The organism is Streptomyces sp. NPDC058221 (assembly GCF_042882365.1).
Lineage (GTDB): Bacteria > Actinomycetota > Actinomycetes > Streptomycetales > Streptomycetaceae > Streptomyces.
The window spans coordinates 1-15,349 of sequence record NZ_JBHVWF010000171.1; the positions used below are offsets into that span (position 1 = coordinate 1).

Below are 15,349 nucleotides of genomic sequence, written 5' to 3' on the forward strand. Positions count from 1 at the left end.
GCTTGGTAGCGCACTTGACTGGGGGTCAAGGGGTCGCAGGTTCAAATCCTGTCGTCCCGACTGGAGACAGTCGTGGATCAGGGCCGGTTTCGGAGAAATCCGAAACCGGCCCTGACCATTTTTTGGGGTGGTCGAACGCGAGGAGGGCCCGCACGGTGGCGGGCCCTCCGGAGCGTGCGGTGAGGGGTCAGTGGCTCTGGAGGTACTCGGCGTAGAGCTCGCCGTGCTCGCCCGCGAAGTTGGTCTTGTGACCCTTGGCGTACGTGATTCCGTACGGGCCGCCCAGGTTCAGAAGCTCGCCGCTCTGGGCGCTTCCCTCGACCTTGGTGTGGCTGGCGCTGAGCTTGCCGGCCTCCCGGCCGTCGTCGGAGTTGTGGGCGACGGCCGGCGCGGCAGCGACGAATCCGGCTGCGGCGACGGTGGCCATGGTGATGGCGATGCGACGAAGCATGGGTGCTCCTTCTGTGCAATGTGTAGCGGGCAGTGGGTACGTCCAACTCTTACGGCCAACAGCCCGGCACGTGTGCAAACGCGCTGAAGTGTCCTGGGAACACACCTGATCAGACGAAGGGCCGGACCGTGGCAGGACGCCGACGGGAAGGCGGGGTGCGGCCCCGGCATCCGGACACTTCGGCCGGGGCCGAAGTGTCACGGGTGACAATGGAACGTATGGACACCTGGCGCGCACCGGAGAGCGGCCCCGATCTTGCCGCCGTGGCCAAGCTCCTGGCCGACGGCACCCGGGCGGGCTTCTGCCTGGCTCTGCTCGACGGCCGGGCCTGGACGGTGACGGAATTGGCGCACCACATGGGGGTCGCGCCCTCGACCGCCACGGAGCACCTGCATGCACTGGTGCGCGGAAACCTGCTCGCCGACGAGCGGCAGGGCCGTCACCGCTATGTGCGTCTGTCCGGCCCGCACGTCGCCGAGCTGATCGAGAGCCTCGCCGCGCTGGCACCGGACCGCGCACACCCACCGCGTTCCCTTTCGGCGGCCGGCCGCCGAAAGGCCCTCGCTCACGCCCGTACGTGCTACGACCACCTTGCCGGGACCGTCGGCGTGGCCGTCACCGACGCGATGGCGGAGCGGCGGCTGCTGGACCTGGAGCACGGCCTCGGGCTCACCGATGCCGGGGCGAGCTGGCTCGGAGAGCTGGGCATCACCGTCCCGACAGGCGTGCGCCGACCGGCGGTGCGGCCGTGTCTGGACTGGACGGAACGCCGCCCCCACCTGGCCGGCGCCGTCGGTGCCGCACTGTGCAGTCATGCGTTCGACACCGGCTGGATCGCTCGCGTGGGCACCACGCGCGCCGTCGCCGTCACCCCGCTCGGCCGTCGGGAGTTCAATCGCCACCTGGGCCTGTCGGGTGACCTTTTCTCGCAGAAGTGAGCACTTCCGGGGTCATGGCTTCGGTGGCGTACCGAAAGGTCTCTCGTCCCCCTCCCACCGAGGAGGAAGCGGCCGAGCGGCGGCTGTGGGCCACCACGGTCTTCATCCCGGAAATCCCGGACATCCGGGCCATGTGCGACCTCGTCCTCGACCACACGGACCTGCTGAGGGAGCCGCACATGCCGCCGCTCCTGCCCAAACTATGCGCACACGTGGCCGGTTACGAGAACACTGCTTCGACTTCGCGGCCTGCCTGGTGGCCGCGGTCGTCTCACTGTTCCGCGGAGGCCGCTACATCCACGGCGAGACGGCGGGCGCGAAGGCCACAGCCGCACCCGCTGCGCGCCACCCCCTCGGGTAGCGCGACGACCACCTGCCCGGCTGTCAGCCGTCACGGTGGCGCAGCCGCAGCGGGGCGTAGACCGCGAGGGCCACGAGGAAGGCCACCCCGTAGGCGAGATCCGCCCCGTGCAGCGCCTCGGCGACCGGGCCCACGTACAGGCTGGTGCTCATGAACGGCACCGCTGCGGCGAAGGCGACGGCGAAGGCGGTGAGCGCCGGCCACCACGGCTGCCGGCGGGAGCTCTCGGCGGCCAGGTCGATGGGGGAGTGGCCGCGGGCCCTCGCCCGGACGAGCCAGTCGACGGCGACGATCGCGACGAACCCGGGGATCCAGTAGCCGACGAGAAGCAGCACGTTCTGGAAGCGTGTCGTGGTGTCGGCCGCGTGCATCCACAGCACGAGTGGGAAACCGAGCGCCGCGGCGAGTGCCGCGGCGACGGGGCGCGGCAGCCGGACGCCCATGGTCTGCAGAGCCAGTGATCCGCTGTAGTCGTTCATGGCGTTGCTGCACAGCGCGGCCAGCGCCACGGCGAGCAGCCCGAACGCTCCGAGCGCGCCCCCGCCGAGCAGGGTGTCGATGCCGCGTGCGGTCTGGTCGGTGAAGACGGACGCACCCCACAGACCGAGGGTCTGGACGGCCACGAAGGAGGCGCTGACCCCGAGCAGCGTGCACCAGAACATGCGCGGCCGGGACGCGGTGCGCGGCAGATAGCGGCTGAAGTCGCTGGCGTACGGGGCCCAGGACAGCGCCAGGCTCAGGGCGATCGTGCAGGTCAGGACGAACGCCCCCGCCCGGTCGGCGCCGTGCACGCTGCCGGTGGCGGCGGGGTGGACACCGTCCAGGAGCTTCGTGGACAGGACAGCGAAGGCGGCCGCGAGGGCAAAGGTCATGACAGTCTGGAGCCGGTGGATCACCTCGTACCCCAGGACGCCGAGCGCGCCCTGGGCGGCCATCATGACGAGCACTCCCAGCCAGAACGGCCAGCCGCACAGCTGGGCCAGCGCGTCCCCGCCGAACAGACCGATCAGCGCGTCCCAGGCGATCGACGACAGCCACTGCAGTGCGCCGGGCAGCACCACCCCCCGGCCGAACGCCAGCCGCGCGAGCGGGAGTTGACCGGCTCCTGTCTGGCTGCCCCAGGTGCCCAGATACGCGGTGGGCACGGCGCCCACGAGTGTGCCGAGCACGACGGCGGTGAGCGCTGTGGCGAAGTCCAGGCCCAGCGCGATGCCGACGGTGCCGGTGAAGACGCCGGTCATGGTCAGGTTGGGGGCGAACCATACGGTGAACAGCCGGCCAGGCCCGCCGTAGCGGCGGTCCTCGGGCACCGGGGCTATCCCGTGCGCCTCGATACGCAGATCGCCGGGGGCGGTGGGCATGCGCCCGTCGAAAGCGGGCTGCGGGTCCGCGGCCGCTCGCTCGTCCTGGGCATACGGCAATGACATGAAGACATCCCTCCGCCAGTGCTAACTGGTTCAGGTTCGACGGGTGTGTTCTCAGCCCCTGTGCGGGGCACCCCGTGTCCGGTGCGGCGGCCAGGATAGCCGGGTGTGCGCGGAGCGCGATGAGGGGGGTCAGACGGTGAGCGCGCAGCGGAAGCCGCCGTGGCCCGTCGTGCTGTCGGGGGTGTTGGAGGTGCGGGCGGCGACCCGGTAGCGGTTGCAGTAGGAGCGGTGGCACAGGTACGAGCCGCCCCGCAGTACCCGGTTCTCCCCGTGCGGAGGTCCTGCCGGGTCGGTGCGGGTCTCCGGGCGGCCGGCGGCGTGCCAGTCGGCGCTGAACCGGTCGGCGCACCACTCCCACACGTTGCCGGAGGTGTTGTACAGGCCGAAGCCGTTGGGGGTGTACGCCTTGACGGGTGCGGTGCCCGCGTAGCCGTCCGCGCGTGTGTTGCGTACCGGGAAGTCGCCCTGCCAGATGTTGCAGCGGTGCCGGTCCTTCGGGGTGAGCTCGTCGCCCCAGGGGAAGCGGGCCCGGACGAGTCCGCCGCGCGCCGCCTTCTCCCACTCGGCCTCGGTGGGCAGCCGCTTGCCGGCCCAGCGGGCGTAGGCGCTCGCGTCGTTCCACGACATATGGACCACCGGATGGTCGCGGCGGTCACCGACCGAGCTGCCTGGCCCCTCGGGCGCCCGCCAGTGCGCCCCGGACACCCCGCGCCACCAGGGGGCGCCGGGCACGGTGCCCGGCAGTACGGCGTGCCGTGCCTCCTGCGGGATGAACGAGCCGAACACGTAGGACCAGCCGATGAGTTCGGCCTCGGTGCGGTAGCCGGTGGCCTTGACGAAGACCGCGAACCGGGCATTGCTGACACAGGCCGCGTCGATGTGGAACGCACCGACGCTGACCTCCCGCACCGGCCCCTCCCCGTCGGCAGGGAACGCGTCCTCGTCCTCGCCGCCCATCAGGAACGGCCCGCCCGGCACGGCGACCATGCCGCGCAGGAGGTCGGCGGACCCGCGTACCGGCACGTCGAAGTCCGCGGGGGGAGCGGTGGCCGCCGGAGCGGCGCGCTTGCGGGCGGGGCCGCAGCAGGCGCTCATCGGGCGGTCTCCCCAGGTGTGTCGGCGGCCGGTCGGTCGAGCAGCTCCTCCAGGTCCTGGCCGGTGGTGCGCAGCAGGAGGGCCACCCCGCCGAGCGCGGCCGCCTCACCGTCGAGGGTGGAACCCCGCACCTCGATGGTGCGGGGGGCGGACGGCAGGGAGAGCGCGGCGAGCTGTTCCCGGATGGGGGCGAGGACGAGGTCGTCGAGGGCGGCCGGTTCCCCGTAGACGACGATGCACTCGGGGTCGACCTGCGCGGCGAGGGCGGCGAGGACCCGGCCCGCGGTGACGGCCGCGGTCCGGACCACTTCGGCCACCTCCGGCAGCCCCTCGGCGGCGAGCCCGATCAGCTCCGCGGCGTCCCGGGCCACCACCCCGCGATCGGCGCAGGCGGCGAGCAGCGCGGGCACGGAGATGAGGCCCTCCAGACAGCCGCGGCCACCGCAGTGACAGGGCTTGCCCTCGGGATCGCAGCTGGTGTGGCCGATCTCGCCGGCCGCACCGTGCGCGCCGTGCACCAGAGCGCCGTTGACGACCAGTCCGCCACCGACCCCCTCGGACCAGCGAAGGTAGACGGCGTTGTCGAAGCCGCGGGCGGCGCCCCAGGTCACCTCGGCGAGCGCGGCGAGCCGGGAGTTGTTGTCCGTGAGCACGGGGGCGTCGAAGTGCCGGCCCAGCTCGGCGGCGACATGGCCGGCGAACGGCGTCATCGTGCGCGGATCGCCGGAGGCCGGATTCTGCACGAAGCCGGGGAGGCCGAGGCCGATGCCCTGGACGGGAGCGAGGCTGATGTTCTCGCGCCGCACCAGCTCCTCGACGGCGCGGATCGCCTGCGCGGCCCGTTCGGCCGCGCCGCTGTCCGCCGGTACGGGGGCGCTGTACCGGCCGACGATCTCATGGGCGCAGTTGGCCACCACCACATGGATCCGTTGGCGCTGGAGATCGATGCCGATCAGCTCGGCGCCGCGGGAGTTGAGGGAGATCTCCAGGGCCGGCCTGCCCCGGCCGCGCGGCTGCTCCGGGTCGGGGGCCGGCTGCTCGACGACGGCCTTGCGTTCCAGCAGATCGGACACGATCGCGAACAGGGTGGTACGGGAGAGACCGACCCGCGCTTTGAGCTCACCGCGGCTCAGCGCGCCCGACCTGCGCAGTTCACCGAGTACGGCGGCTTCGTTGGCCCTGCGCAGGCGTTGCAGGGCATCGGTGCGTTCCGTCATGGACGCATGGTCGATCGGTCAAGGGGTTTCTGTCAACGCACGGGACGAATTCACACAATGTTTATTCCCAAGGGTTGACGTAAAAAAGTGGTCCTCCCTACAGTTCCGGTCAATTGCCCGCGCCGGCACGTCCCGCAGCACCACTGGGCCGCGTACCGGCCGGCGCCCCCGCAGCACAGTGAGCGACCACCGAAAGGGCGGCCCGAGTGCCTCCGCGCAACGTCCTGTTCCTGATGACCGACCAGCACCGGGTCGACACCCTGGGCTGTTACGGCAACCCGCTCGTCGATACCCCGGCCCTGGACGCCCTGGCGGCCGGGGGGACCCGCTTCGACCGCTTCTACACCCCGACCGCCATCTGCACGCCGGCCCGCGCCTCACTGGCCACCGGCCTTCACCCTTTCCGCCACGGGATGCTGAACAACCCCGAGCGCAACGGCGGCAGCAAGGACGAACTCTCCGACGAAAGCCCCATGCTCTGGAGCCAGTTGATGGACCAGGGCTATTCGGTCGGTCACGTCGGCAAGTGGCACATCGGCCGCGAGCGGGGCCCCGAGTTCTACGGCCTCGACGGCGAGCACCTGCCCGGCGCGCTCAACCCCGTCCACCACCCCTCGTACGAGAAGTGGCTGGAGGACAACGGCTTCCCGCCCTTCGCGGTGCGCGAACCGGTCTTCGGAACGGCCGCCAACGGCACCGGCCGCGGACACCTCATCGCGGGCCGGCTCCAGCAGCCCGCCGAGGCCACCATCGAGGCCTTCCTCACCGACCGCACGCTGGGCCTGCTGGACCGCTACGCCGGTGAATGGAAGGCGACCGGCAAGCCGTTCATGCTGTCCTGCCACTGGTACGGCCCCCACCTGCCCTACCTGATCCCCGACAGCTACTACGACCTGTACGACCCCGACGACGTCCCGCTGCCCGCCTCGATGGCCGAGACCTTCGCCGGCAAGCCCGAGGTGCAGCGCCAGTACAGCGCGTACTGGTCGTCGGACGGCTTCGACGCCGCCGCCTGGCGCAAGCTCATCGCCGTCTACTGGGGTTACGTCACGATGATCGACCACCAGGCCGGGCGGCTGATCGAAGCGCTGAAGGGACACGGTCTGTGGGACGACACAGCGGTCGTCTTCACCGCCGACCACGGCGAGTTCACCGGCGCCCACCGGCTCAACGACAAGGGCCCGGCGATGTACGAGGACATCTACAACATCCCCGGCATCGTCCGCGTCCCCGGCGCCCCCGCCCAGGTCAGCGATGACTTCGCCAGTCTCATCGACCTCAACCCGACCGTTCTCGAACTGGCCGGCGCGCCCGTGCCCGACAGTTGCGACGGCACCAGCCTGCTGCCCCTGCTGCACGGGGCCGGAGCCGGGGACACCCGCGACGAGATCGTCGCCGAATTCCACGGCCACCACTTCCCGTACTCCCAGCGCATGCTCCGCGACCGGCGCCACAAGCTGGTCCACAACCCGGAGAGCGTGCACGAGCTGTACGACCTGGAGACCGACCCGCACGAACTCCACAACGTGTACGAGGCACCCGCCTACGCGCACGTCCGGCGCGACCTCACCGCACGGCTGTACCGCGAACTGCTGCGCCGCGGCGACCCCGCCTACACCTGGATGAGCTACATGGCGGACATCGGCGGCGACCGGGCGGCGGACGTCGACGGTGTCGCGGAGGAGGTGGCATGAAGACCCCGGTCGACGCCCCCGTGGAACACCGGGGCGAGCGCGCGGCCCCGGAAGGCGCGAAGAGCCCCGAGCGCCGCGGGGACGCCAGGAAGAAGCCGCGCGGCACCGGACGTCTCACCGACGCGCTGCTCGCCCTCGCATCCGCCGCGCTGGGCCTGCTCGCCTGGGCCGCCCTCGCCAACAGCGGCATCGACGGCTTCCCCGGCCCCGTCGTCGTGGCCCGCCGCGCCGGTGAACTCATCGCCGACGGAACCCTTTTCGCCGACGCGGGCGCCAGCCTGAAGCGTGTCCTGACCGGCTACGTCCTCGGTGTCGTCCTGGCGATACCGGTCGGCTTCGTCATGGGCTGGTACCCCGTCGTGCGCAAGCTGATCGAGCCGTGGCTGCAGTTCTTCCGCATGGTGCCGCCGCTCGCGATCATCCCGCTCGCCATCGTCCTCATGGGCATCGACGAGACGCCGAAGATCTTCGTGATCTTCCTGGCCTCGTTCCTGTCGTCCGTCGTCTCCACCTTCCAGGGCGTCGTCGCCGTCGACGTCACCCTCGTCAACGCCGCCCGGGTGCTCGGCGCCAGGGACCCGCAGGTCTTCGTCGGCGTCGTCGTACCCGCATCCACCCCGTTCATCCTGGTCGGCATGCGGATCGGGCTCGGCGCCTCCTGGGCCACCGTCGTCGCCGCCGAACTCATCGCGGCCCAGGGCGGGCTGGGCTTCCGGATGCAGCAGGCCCAGCTCTACTACGACCTGCCGACCATCTTCGTCCAGCTCATCGCGATCGGCGCGATCGGCCTCGCCATGGACCGGCTGCTGCTCCTCGCCGAGCGCCGGCTCACCCACTGGCAGGAACGGCGGTAACCATGCCCACCATCAACTTCCGTGACGTGACCCGCGACTTCGCGGTCAAGGACGGCGACTTCCTGGCCCTGGACCGGGTCAGCCTCGACATCGACGACGGCGAGTTCGTCACCGTCGTCGGCCCCTCCGGCTGCGGCAAGAGCACCCTGATGAACATCGCCGCAGGGCTCCTGGACGCCACCGGTGGGGAGGTGACCGTCGACGGCACCCCCGTCCGCGGACCCGCACCCGAACGGGGCGTCATCTTCCAGCAGTACGCGCTCTTCCCCTGGATGACCGTCGCCGCCAACGTCGAGTACGGCCTCAAGGTCGCGGGTGTCAAAAAGGCGGAGCGCCGACGGCGGGCCCGTGAGGTCATCGAGCTCGTCGGCCTGACCGACTTCGCCGGCTCCCTGCCCAAGACGCTCTCCGGCGGAATGAAGCAGCGCTGCGCCATCGCCCGTGCCTACGCCGTGGACCCGAAGGTCCTCCTCATGGACGAACCCTTCGGCGCCCTCGACTCCCTCACCCGGGTCCGGATGCAGGAGTCGCTCCTGGACACCTGGGGCCGCGACCGGCGCACCGTCATGTTCATCACCCACGACGTCGACGAGGCGGTCTTCCTCGCCAACCGCGTCGTCGTCATGGCGGCCCGCCCCGGCCGCATCCACACGGTCATCCCGGTCACGCTGCCCTACCCGCGTACCGAGGAACAACGGCTGTCCCCTGAATTCTCCGAACTGCGTGCCCAGGTGTGGCACGCCGTCCACCACCAGCCGGCCCCGCTCGAAGGAATGGTGTCATGAAGTCGATCCGCGCAGTCGGCCGCCGAACGGCCGGCCTGCTCCTGGCCCTGTCACTCGTATCCGTCGCCACCGGCTGCGGGGGCGGCTCCTCCTCGGACGCCGCCGACGGCGGACCGCAGAAGGTGAAGTTCGGCTACATCGCCGACTACAGCGGTTCCGTCGCACTGGCCGTCGCCCAGAAGCAGGGACTGTGGAAGAAGGCGGGTGTCACCCCCGATCTGAAGGTGTTCACCAACGGCCCGCTCCAGGTCCAGGCACTCGGATCCGGCGACCTGGACTTCGGCTACCTCGGCCCCGGCGCCCTGTGGCTGCCCGCATCCGGCCGTGCCCCCATCGTCTCCGTCAACATGCTGGGCCTCGCCGACCGCGTCATCGCCCGGCCCGGCTCCGGCATCGAGAAGCCCGCCGACCTCAAGGGCAAGAAGGTGGCCGTCGCCGAAGGCACCTCAGGCGACATGATCCTCAACCTGGCGCTGAAAAAGGCCGGTCTGAAGCCCGACGACGTCAAGAGGGTCGTCATGGACGCCTCGACCGTCGTCACGGCGTTCTCCTCCGGCCAGGTCGACGCGGCCGCCACCTGGTACCCGCTGATCGACACGATGAAGAAGAAGGTGCCCGGTCTCAAGGAGATCAGCCGCACCGAGGACTACTACCCCGAGCTGACCTTCCCGAATGTCTTCGTCACCCAGCCGAAGCTCGCCTCCGGAAACCCGGAACTGGTCAAGAAGGTGACCGGGGTGCTCAAGCAGGCCGGTGACTGGATCGCCGCGCATCCCGAGGAGTCGGAGACCGTCGCAGCCGACTTCCTGAAGCTGCCGGCCGGTCAGCTCAAGGGCTCCACCAAGTACGTGAAGATCCTGCCCTCCGCCGAGCTGGCCAAGCTCGGCAAGGACGGCACGGTCGACGGCTGGTTCGACGAACTGGCCGGGGTCTTCAACGGGATGGGGAAGCTGCCCGAGCCGGGCAAGGCCAAGGACTACTACCTCGGTGACCTGTACGCCGCAGCCGGAAAGGCGGACCGCTCATGAACGGCTCCACACACTCCGACGACGACGCCGCGTCGAGCGCCATGAGACGGCGCGGATTCCTCGCGGGGGCGGCCGGACTGGCCGGCGCGACCCTGCTGACGGGGATCACCGCCACCGAGGCCACGGCGGAGACCGCCCGCCCGGCCGGCGCCCCGCTCCGGGTGGTCTCCGGCGGCCGGGCCCGGGCCGCCGTGCTCTGGTGGGGCTCGGGCAGCGCCGAGTTCGCCGCCACCGAACTGCGCGACTACCTCCGCAGGATCACCGGTGTCCGGCTGCCGCTGCGCGCCGCCCGGGGTCCCGGCTCAACGGCGCCCGAGGGCGTCACCGGCCTGGTGGCCCTGAGCGCGGGAACCGGCGGAACGGGCGCCATCCCCGCGAGCAGGCTGGCCGACGCCGGACGCGAACTCGCCGGTGCGCCGGAGGACTCCTTCACCCTGCTGGGCGACGACACCTGGCTCCTGCTGACGGGACGTGGCGACCGGGCCCCGCTGTACGCCGTCTACGCACTCCTTGAGCGCGCCGGTGTGCGCTTCTTCGCCCCCGCATTCCCCGCGTACGAGGGCCACCACGAGCACATACCGAGCACCCGCACCCTCGAACTCCCACCCGTGCGCCTCACCGACCGGCCGGCCACCGAACTGCGGCGGCAGTACGCCGAGGAGGGATTCAGCCACACCGCGGCGAGCCTGCCGCCGCTGCTCGACTGGATGGCCAAGAACCGGCTGAACACCTTCGTCTACCCGACCGACTACCTGGGCCTCGGTGTCACCACGTACGACGGAGTGCGCGACGTCCTGGTCCGGGAGGCCACCAGGCGCTCGCTCCGGATCGAGACCGGTGGCCACGGCTACGACAGCTTCCTGCCGAAGGCCGACTACCCGCAGTTCTACGAGTCCGGCGGCCCGGTCTTCGACATCTACAACCCCGAGGCCCTGGACGCGTACGTGGCCAAGGTCGTCGCATTCCTGCGGGAGCGACCGGAGATCACCCTCTTCGACTGCTGGCCGCCGGATGTAGGTGCCTTCCAGAAGCCCGTCCTCGACCGGTACGGCACCGCGTCCAACGCGGAGTCGGTGGTGGTCAACGAACTCGCGCGGGTGCTGCGGGAGGAGCTGCCCGGCGTCCGGGTCGAACGGATCGCGTACGCGTCCACCGTGCAGCCGCCCGCCCCGGAATACGCGAGCGACCCCGAGGTCATCGTGGACTTCGCCCCGTACTCCCGGAACTACGACGGTCACCTGGGTGACCCGGCGGTGGGCGCCAACACCGGTCTGGCGAACGCCCTGCGCGCCTGGCGGACCACGCACCGGGGGCCGCTCGCGATGTACGAGTACTACCGCCGCTACCGCTGGCGGAGCCTGCCGGTGCACCCGCTCGCCACCATCGCGGGCGACGCGGCCTTCGAGTCCGGGCTCGGGCTCGACGGCATCGGCATGTACAGCGAGCCGGGCGACTGGATCACGTACGAGCATGTGCAGAGCATGGTCGCCGCGCTGGCCTGGGACGGCGCACTGGACGCGGGCGGCTACCTCGACGGGTACCTCCGGGCCCGCTTCGGCGCGGGTGCGGCCGACGCGATGGGGCGCTACTACGACCTGACGCGCCTGGACCCCGACACGCAGGGGACCGCCGCACTCACCACGGCCTACGGGCAGGCCCGGGCCGCTCTCCAGGAGGCGGCCGGGCAGACGAAGGACGCCGCGCCCCGCACCGTTCTCGACCGGCTGACCCGCAACGCCGACATCGCACTGGCCGACATGCGGATCGGTTCGGCCCCGGCGGACAGCGCCGAACTCGACGCCGCACAACGGGAGTACCGGGCCCTGGTGCACCGCAACCGGTTCAACGGCATCTGCCTGCCCAACATGCAGGCATGGTGGCGCTGGAGTGGTCCGGACGCCCAGTCGCCGTACAACGACGCCCGGATCCGCCAGGACGTCGTCGACACCTACGCGAGCCCGGCGGCCGGATTCGGCGACCCGGGATTCCTGGTGCTGAGCCGCGGCGGTGACTCCGCGGTGCTCGACGTCGAGGCCCAGGACGTCGACTTCACCGGCCACACCGTCCACTGGACGGCTTCCGCTGCCGACGGAGTCGTCCTGGAGCCGTCGAGCGGCACGCTGAAGGTGCGGGGCACCCGGGGCGACGCCGAGCGGGTGGCCGTACGGGCCACGACGGACGCCGCAGTCGGTACGCACGCGATCACGCTGGAGTTCCGGCTGACGGACGGGACCCGGCTGGTCCCCTCCTCGGTCGAGGCCGACATCCGCTGACCTCCACGGCCCGGCGACGGATGGGGCCGCCGCCGTGCCGGACCGGCCGGAGGCGGCCCCGCACCCGAAGTGAACCGCACCATGAGCACACCGGCGAAAGGGCGTTCATGACCCACTCCTCCCCCCGGATGCGAAGGCGCCCGCGCGCCCCGAGACGGCGCGCGGTCGTCGCGGGCCTCGCCACCGGTCTCCTGCTGTCCCTCGCGTCCCCACTGCCGTCCTCCGCGAGCACCGCGGGACCCGCCGAGGCGAGCACCGCCGGCGAGGCTCGGCAGATCCCGCGCACCACGGCGGCCACCCACAGTTTCCCGGGCAACGACAGCCGCCCCCACACCGTCGCCTGGGACGAGAAGTCCCTGAAGGTCGACGGCGAGCGGCTGGTCGTGTGGTCCGGAGAGTTCCACTACTGGCGGCTGCCGAGCCCCGACCAGTGGCGCGACGTGCTGCAGAAGCTCAAGGCCTCGGGCTTCAACGCCGTTTCGCTGTACTTCTTCTGGGGCTACCACTCCAGCGAGCCCGGTACTTACGACTTCAGCGGCGTCCGTGACATCGACCGGCTCCTGACCATGGCAGAGGAGGAGGGCCTCTACGTCATCGCCAGGCCGGGCCCGTACATCAACGCCGAGGTCAGCATGGGCGGCCTGCCCCCGTACATGAGCACGTACGGCGGCGAGCAGCGCACCGCCGATCCGCAGAACCTGGCCGCCGACCTGGAGTGGCTGAAGGCCGTCAACGGGATCATCGGCAGGCACCAGATCACCGATGGCGGTGGCAGCGTCATCGCGTACCAGGTCGAGAACGAGCAGATCGACAACTCGGCCAAGCACATCGACTACATCGAGAAGCTACAGGGCGCCGTCGTCGAACAGGGCATCACCGTGCCGCTGTTCCACAACGACTACGGCAACGGGCACGGCTGGAACGTACCCGGCGGACCGGGCGGCTCCCAGCTGGACCTCTACGCCTTCGACACCTACCCGCTCGGTTTCGACTGCGCCGGCGCCCGGGGCAGGCTGAGCGACTTCGAGGCCGGTGTCCGCGGCCATTCGCCCACGACCCCCGTGTTCATCGCCGAGGGACAGGGCGGCGCGTTCACCGCGTGGGGCCGCGACTTCCAGACGGACGAGTGCGCGGAGTTCACGGACGAGGCGTTCACCCGGCAGTTCGCCGTCAACAACGTGGCCAACGGCGTGACCATGTTCAACTCGTACATGGAGTACGGCGGGACGAACTGGGGATGGACCGGCGACCCCGGTTCCGGATTCACCTCCTACGACTACGGCGCGGCGATCTCCGAGAACCGCGCGATCACCTCGAAGCTCGCCGTCCAGAAGGAGTTCGGCTACCTGCAGAACGCGGTGAAGCCGATCGCCTCCGCCGAGGCCGCCGCCGCGCCGCCGGTCACCGTCACGGGTGGCGGCCCCGTCAAGGCCCAGCAGCGGATCTCCACCGAGGACGCGGGCGGCACCTCCGTATCGGGCAACGGCATGCGGCTGATCACGCTGCGGCACCCCGATTCCAACGACACCACGACCAGCCGCGTCACCTTCCCCCTGGATCCGGCCGACCCGGACGCACTGCCGGAGGATGCCGTCTACCCGCGTGTCCCGCAGAAGCCGGGAACCGCGGTCACCGTGGACGGGCGTGATGCCACGACCCTGGTGGCGGACTACGCCTTCGGGGCGCACCGGCTCGTCTACTCCACCTCCCAGGTGCTCACCCGCCTGAACGCCGGACGCGATCTGCTCGTCCTCGACGGGGCCAAGGGCACAGACGGTGAGACCGTGCTGCGCTTCGCGGCGAAGCCCGAGGTCACCACCCTCGACGGCACCCCGGTGGAGAGCACCTGGGACCCGGAGCGCAAGGATCTGCGGCTCGACTACGTGCACGAGGGCACCCGGGCGGTGCGCGTCTCGGGCGGCGGCAGCGAACTCACCGTGGTGATTTCCGACCGGGACGCCGTCGCGGACACCTGGCAGCTCGACGCCGGGGGCAGCGATGTACTGGTCCTGGGACCGGAACTCGCCCGTACCGCCCGCATCACGGGCTCGCGGATGGACCTGACCGGTGACACCGACCGGGCGGGCCGGCTGCGGGTCTTCGCTCCCACCGGTGTCCATGCCCTCACCTGGAACAACCGGCCCCTCAGGGTGAGCCGGGACACGTCCGGAGCGCTCGTCGCCGACCTGCCGGGCCCCGCCGCCGTACAGCTGCCGGCGCTGAACACCTGGCGTACCACGGCCTCGGATCCCGAACGCGCGACGGCCTTCGACGACTCGGGGTGGACGAAGGCGGACCGGACCACGGCCGAGAACCCGCTGCACGGGCCCGGCACGGCATCGGGTGTCGTCCTGGACACGGACGAGTACGGCTTCCACGAGGGCGACACCTGGTACCGGGGCCACTACACGCCCACCGCCGAGGGCGGCACGGTCAAGGTGACGGTGAAGACCGGCACGGCGGGTCACGCCCTCGTCTGGCTGAACGGCCGCTACCTCGGTGCCCAGGGCGACGGCACCGCCACCCACTCCGTCCCGGCGGGCCTGGCCGAGCCGGGCAAGCCGGCGGTACTGGCGGTCCTCGTCCGGAACATGGGGCAGTACGAGGACTGGAGTTCCGACGGCCGGTCCAAGGGCGGCCGGGGCCTGGCCGACGTCGACATCGCCGGGGCGGGCAAGGTCGACTGGCGGATCCAGGGCGCTTCGGGCGGGCCGAAGCCCGTCGACACCGCGCGCGGGCTCTATAACAACGGAGGTCTGTACGGGGAGCGCATGGGCTGGCATCTGCCGGGTGCGCCGGATACGTCGTGGGCGCGGACGGGCTCGCTCAAGAGTGCCCGCCCGGGTGTCCATTGGTACCGCACCACGGCTCGGCTCGACCTGCCGAAGGGCTCGGACACGGCGGTCGCGCTGCGGATCGACGACGGCGGGGGCAGGACCGACAAGTACCGCGTCCAGATCTTCGTCAACGGCTGGAACACCGGCCAGTTCGTCAACAACGTCGGTCCGCAGGAGGAGTTCGTCATCCCGTCCGGCTTCCTGAAGGCTCACGGCGAGAACACCGTCGCGCTGGCGGTCACCGCCGAGCAGAGCGGCGTCGGACCCGACTCGGTCGAGCTGGTGAACCAGGGCACGGTGCTGGGAGGTGTCGCCGGCGGGCAGAACGCCGCACCGGACTACAAGGAGGTGGCCACCGCGCGCGGCAACTGAGCCACCGGTGTACTCGA

11 protein-coding genes and 1 riboswitch are annotated in these 15,349 nt (G+C 71.0%); of the genes, 7 read left to right on the top strand and 4 right to left on the bottom strand.

Features of this window, described 5'->3' with window-relative positions; translation table 11 throughout:
* Positions 1 to 187 precede the first annotated feature (187 nt).
* Positions 188 to 451, bottom strand: coding sequence for a hypothetical protein (locus ACFVW8_RS34060; protein ID WP_389696976.1), 264 nt, complete (start codon positions 449 to 451; stop codon positions 188 to 190).
* A gap of 209 nt (positions 452 to 660) precedes the next feature.
* Between ACFVW8_RS34060 and ACFVW8_RS34065 the strand changes: the two genes are divergently transcribed.
* Positions 661 to 1,389 (top strand): ArsR/SmtB family transcription factor, encoded by a 729-nt coding sequence (locus tag ACFVW8_RS34065; RefSeq protein WP_389696996.1) that lies wholly within the window; start codon positions 661 to 663, stop codon positions 1,387 to 1,389.
* Positions 1,390 to 1,773: 384 nt separating this feature from the next.
* On the opposite strand, the gene ACFVW8_RS34070 is transcribed toward ACFVW8_RS34065, so the two are convergent.
* From ACFVW8_RS34070 to ACFVW8_RS34080, 3 genes are all read right to left on the bottom strand, one after another.
* Positions 1,774 to 3,177 carry a purine-cytosine permease family protein gene (locus ACFVW8_RS34070; protein WP_389696978.1) on the bottom strand — a complete coding sequence of 468 codons (1,404 nt, stop codon included), beginning with the start codon at positions 3,175 to 3,177 and terminating at the stop codon, positions 1,774 to 1,776.
* A riboswitch (TPP riboswitch) is annotated at positions 3,168 to 3,262 on the bottom strand. It overlaps the preceding gene by 10 nt.
* Positions 3,263 to 3,306: 44 nt before the next feature.
* A complete protein-coding gene (locus ACFVW8_RS34075; RefSeq protein WP_389696980.1) occupies positions 3,307 to 4,272 on the bottom strand; it encodes a formylglycine-generating enzyme family protein in 966 nt (321 codons plus the stop codon).
* The gene (locus ACFVW8_RS34080) at positions 4,269 to 5,489 is read right to left on the bottom strand and encodes an ROK family protein (RefSeq protein ID WP_389696982.1); all 1,221 of its coding nucleotides are present in this window, start codon (positions 5,487 to 5,489) and stop codon (positions 4,269 to 4,271) included. The genes ACFVW8_RS34075 and ACFVW8_RS34080 overlap by 4 nt, the downstream gene beginning before the upstream one ends.
* A gap of 206 nt (positions 5,490 to 5,695) precedes the next feature.
* On the opposite strand from ACFVW8_RS34080, the gene ACFVW8_RS34085 reads away from it, so the two are divergent.
* The 6 genes from ACFVW8_RS34085 to ACFVW8_RS34110 all read left to right on the top strand — a co-directional run bounded on the left by ACFVW8_RS34085 (position 5,696) and on the right by ACFVW8_RS34110 (position 15,332).
* Entirely contained in the window at positions 5,696 to 7,183 is a 1,488-nt protein-coding gene (locus tag ACFVW8_RS34085; protein ID WP_389696984.1) for a sulfatase-like hydrolase/transferase, read from the top strand.
* Entirely contained in the window at positions 7,180 to 8,037 is an 858-nt protein-coding gene (locus tag ACFVW8_RS34090) for an ABC transporter permease (protein WP_389696986.1), read from the top strand. Before ACFVW8_RS34085 ends, ACFVW8_RS34090 begins: the two co-directional genes overlap by 4 nt.
* Positions 8,038 to 8,039: 2 nt before the next feature.
* Positions 8,040 to 8,822 carry an ABC transporter ATP-binding protein gene (locus tag ACFVW8_RS34095; protein ID WP_389696988.1) on the top strand — a complete coding sequence of 261 codons (783 nt, stop codon included), beginning with the start codon at positions 8,040 to 8,042 and terminating at the stop codon, positions 8,820 to 8,822.
* Entirely contained in the window at positions 8,819 to 9,850 is a 1,032-nt protein-coding gene (locus tag ACFVW8_RS34100) for an aliphatic sulfonate ABC transporter substrate-binding protein (protein ID WP_389696990.1), read from the top strand. Before ACFVW8_RS34095 ends, ACFVW8_RS34100 begins: the two co-directional genes overlap by 4 nt.
* A complete protein-coding gene (locus tag ACFVW8_RS34105) occupies positions 9,847 to 12,123 on the top strand; it encodes a DUF4838 domain-containing protein (RefSeq protein WP_389696992.1) in 2,277 nt (758 codons plus the stop codon). Before ACFVW8_RS34100 ends, ACFVW8_RS34105 begins: the two co-directional genes overlap by 4 nt.
* 107 nt (positions 12,124 to 12,230) lie before the next feature.
* Entirely contained in the window at positions 12,231 to 15,332 is a 3,102-nt protein-coding gene (locus tag ACFVW8_RS34110) for a beta-galactosidase (RefSeq protein ID WP_389696994.1), read from the top strand.
* The last annotated feature ends 17 nt before the right edge of the window (positions 15,333 to 15,349 follow it).

What these genes read in the sequence shown, in the direction of transcription:
- ACFVW8_RS34100 (WP_389696990.1), top strand. Translation starts at nt 8,819, where the DNA reads ATGAAGTCGATCCGCGCAGTCGGCCGCCGAACGGCCGGCCTGCTCCTG.
- ACFVW8_RS34075 (WP_389696980.1), bottom strand. Translation starts at nt 4,272, where the DNA reads ATGAGCGCCTGCTGCGGCCCCGCCCGCAAGCGCGCCGCTCCGGCGGCC.
- ACFVW8_RS34070 (WP_389696978.1), bottom strand. Translation starts at nt 3,177, where the DNA reads ATGTCATTGCCGTATGCCCAGGACGAGCGAGCGGCCGCGGACCCGCAG.
- ACFVW8_RS34095 (WP_389696988.1), top strand. Translation starts at nt 8,040, where the DNA reads ATGCCCACCATCAACTTCCGTGACGTGACCCGCGACTTCGCGGTCAAG.
- ACFVW8_RS34065 (WP_389696996.1), top strand. Translation starts at nt 661, where the DNA reads ATGGAACGTATGGACACCTGGCGCGCACCGGAGAGCGGCCCCGATCTT.
- ACFVW8_RS34105 (WP_389696992.1), top strand. Translation starts at nt 9,847, where the DNA reads ATGAACGGCTCCACACACTCCGACGACGACGCCGCGTCGAGCGCCATG.
- ACFVW8_RS34090 (WP_389696986.1), top strand. Translation starts at nt 7,180, where the DNA reads ATGAAGACCCCGGTCGACGCCCCCGTGGAACACCGGGGCGAGCGCGCG.
- ACFVW8_RS34110 (WP_389696994.1), top strand. Translation starts at nt 12,231, where the DNA reads ATGACCCACTCCTCCCCCCGGATGCGAAGGCGCCCGCGCGCCCCGAGA.
- ACFVW8_RS34060 (WP_389696976.1), bottom strand. Translation starts at nt 451, where the DNA reads ATGCTTCGTCGCATCGCCATCACCATGGCCACCGTCGCCGCAGCCGGA.
- ACFVW8_RS34080 (WP_389696982.1), bottom strand. Translation starts at nt 5,489, where the DNA reads ATGACGGAACGCACCGATGCCCTGCAACGCCTGCGCAGGGCCAACGAA.